The organism is Mesorhizobium sp. M2C.T.Ca.TU.002.02.1.1 (assembly GCF_003997225.1).
Genome location: NZ_RZTO01000782.1, coordinates 1 through 2,828 on the forward strand (window position 1 = coordinate 1; position 2,828 = coordinate 2,828).

The following is a 2,828-nucleotide window of genomic DNA, read 5'->3' on the forward strand; positions in this document are numbered from 1 at the left end:
GTTCGAGATAGGCCGGCAGTTCGCCGCGCGTGTGGAACGGCCCGCCCTCGCGCATCACCGTCACCAGCGGGTCGACGTCGCCGTCGCCGCGCCTGGCCATTTCGGTGCGCCAGTCCTCCAGCAGGCGGCTGGCATGGTCGACGACATCGGGCCTTTCGGCCGTCAGGTCGTGCTCCTCATGCGGATCGTCCGTCAGGTTGAACAGGCTGATCGGACCGAAATCCTTGTAGCCGTCATGATAGGTGCGCAGCATCAGCCAGTCGGCGCCTTCGTGGCGGAAGCGCACGCCGCGCTGCACCGCCCAGGCGCCCTGGCTCAGCACCAGGAAGTCGCGACCACCCTGCTCGCCCCGGCCGAGTGCGGCAGCGAAGGAGCGGCCGTCCCACAGTGCCGGGACCGTGCCGCCGAGGCGATCGATCAGCGTCGCCGCCCAGTCGAAATGATAGTGCAGCCCGTCATTGACGCCGCGTAGGTCCTTGGCGCCCGGCCAACGGATGATTAGCGGCACGTTGCAGGTGTATTCGTCGGCGGTCTGATGGTCGCCCCAGACATTCAGCTCGCCGAGATTCTCGCCATGATCGGCGCCGATGACGATGATGGTCTTGTCGTACAGGTCCTGACGTTTCAGTTCCTCGACGATCAAGCCGATATAATGGTCGGCATAGAGGATGCCTGTGTCGTAGCCGTCGAACCAGGCCTTCACGTCGGCCATCGTGTCGATCGGCGCCGGCATGCGCCGCCATTTCGAGCCGCCCGGCGCGACGTCGAAACCGGACGGCTCCTGCGGACTGTGCGGGCCGTAGCCGGCGTGGGATTTCTCGAACATCTTCTCCGTCACCCAAGCCGGCATCGGCTGCTTGGCGAAGGGATCGCCGAAGGCGTCCGGCGCGCGGTAAGGCGTATGCGGGTCCCAGACATTGACGTGCAGGAACCACTGCTTCTGCGCGCCGTTGCGCTTCAGCCAATCCAGCGCCAGCGCCGAGACCTCGTCGGCATTCTCCATGCCGGCCTTGCCGGGATTGATGATCTCGTTGAAGCCGGCATACCAGTGCCAGCAGCCATGCCGCTCGCCAAAGCTGGAGATGGTGGTGGTGTAATAGCCGAGGTCGCGCAGCGCGCGCATCCAGCCTTCCTCGTAGAAAGTGCCGGCCCAGGCCCTCTCGGCGCCTTCGCGGAACGGCTCGCAGGCGGTGCCGCCATGACCGACGACACCGGTGCGCATGCCGTGGCGGCCGCTCCACAGCGCCGTGCGCGAGGGATGGCAGGGAACGTCGGAGACATAGACATTCTCGAAGCGCATGCCTTCGGCCGCCAAGCTGTCGATCACCGGCGAGGTGTTGCGGTGATAGCCATAGCAACCGAGATGGTCGCGCCTCAGGCTGTCGATGTCGATGTAAAGGACGTTCATGGGGGACTGGGTCATCGGGTTCTCTTTTGGGATGAACTTGCCGGAGCGATCGGCTCACGGGTGGTTGCCGCCCCGCCGAGGGCGGGACGGCAGGACCGGGTCAGGCCTGCAGGTAAAGGTCGGCCATGTAGTAGTCTTTCGGGTCGAGCGAGGTGTCGAACTTGCCGAAGGTCTTGAACAGCTCGTTCATGGCGCTGAACCAGCCGGCGACGGTGCCGTCCTTGGTGAGCCTGGCGACCTCGGCCGACGTCATCAGCTTGCCGTAGCCGGCCTCGGTCTTGAGCTGGTCGGCCGGGATGCCGAGCTGCTTGGCGGTGATCTCGACCGCTTCGTCGAGATGGGCGGCGCGATAATCCTGCGCTTCCTTGATGGCGCCGATCACCTTCTTGACCAGGTCGGGGTTCTTCTCGACCAGGTCGTTGCGGGCGATGAACACGCTGGGGAAAGTGGTGGCCGGATAAAAATCGTCGTTCTTGGCGATCTCGACCAGGTCTGGCACGCTCTTCTTGATGATGCCGACGAAGGGATACCAGATGCCGGCCGCGTCCACCTGCTTGGAGGAGAAGGCCGCGACCACCGTGCTCGGGTCCATCGGCACCATCTCGATGTCTTCGACCTTCATGCCGGCCTTGGCGAGCGCGAGCCTCAGCAGCATGTCGCCGGAGGTGCCGGCCGGCACCGCCACCTTCTTGCCCTTGAGGTCCGCCACCGACTTGATGCCGGCCTGGGCGATGACGCGGTCGGAGAAGCCGACATCGTTGACGGCGATGATCTTCGCCTTGCCGGTGGCCGGCAGCCACAGCGCGCCCGGCCCGAGATAGCCGAATTCCAGGCTGTTGGCGCCAAGCGCCTGGACCTGGATCGGACCGTTGGTGAAGACCTTGGTGCTGGCGCTCACGCCATGCTTGGTCCAGAGATCCTTGGCGTCGGCGATGCTGGCGATCGAGGCGCCCCAGAAATCGCCATTGTAGCCGATGCGCGCCGTGTCGTCCGCGGCGCTGGCCGGCAGCGCGCCGGCCGCCAGGATCGCGGCCGATGCGGCCATGAAATCGCGTCTGTTCAATGTCATTCTCTCTCTCCCTGCTGTCGTTGATATTTGTGGTGGGACCGCCCTCACCTTGCGGCTTGGGCGGCGGGCGGCTGGTGGTAGACGGCATGCCAGACGCGGTTGCGGATGGCGGCGAATTCAGGTGACAGGCGGATTTGCTCGGTGCGCGGATAAGGCAGGTCGACCTCGATGACTTCCTGCAGCCGGCCCGGCCGCGCCGCCATGACGACGACGCGATTCGCCAGATAGACCGCTTCGTCGACGTCATGAGTGATGAACATCACCGTGCGGCGCTCGCGGCTCCAGGTTTCCAGAAGCTGGTCCTGGAGTTGGACGCGGGTCAGCGCGTCGAGCGCGCCGAACGGCTCGGCC

Annotated in this window: 2 protein-coding genes and 1 pseudogene; all 3 read right to left on the reverse strand. The window is 65.5% G+C overall.

All coding sequences use genetic code 11. The features are described 5' to 3' along the window. Positions 1 to 1,408 (reverse strand): sulfatase-like hydrolase/transferase (locus EOD07_RS29325; protein ID WP_127237830.1); only part of this gene is annotated, 1,408 nt, incomplete at its 3' end. Between the two features lie 100 nt (positions 1,409 to 1,508). After that, positions 1,509 to 2,471 carry an aliphatic sulfonate ABC transporter substrate-binding protein gene (locus EOD07_RS29330; RefSeq protein ID WP_164772646.1) on the reverse strand — a complete coding sequence of 321 codons (963 nt, stop codon included), beginning with the start codon at positions 2,469 to 2,471 and terminating at the stop codon, positions 1,509 to 1,511. A 50-nt stretch (positions 2,472 to 2,521) separates the two neighbouring features. Beyond that, a pseudogene (locus EOD07_RS29335) lies at positions 2,522 to 2,828 on the reverse strand (ABC transporter ATP-binding protein); the annotation flags it as partial.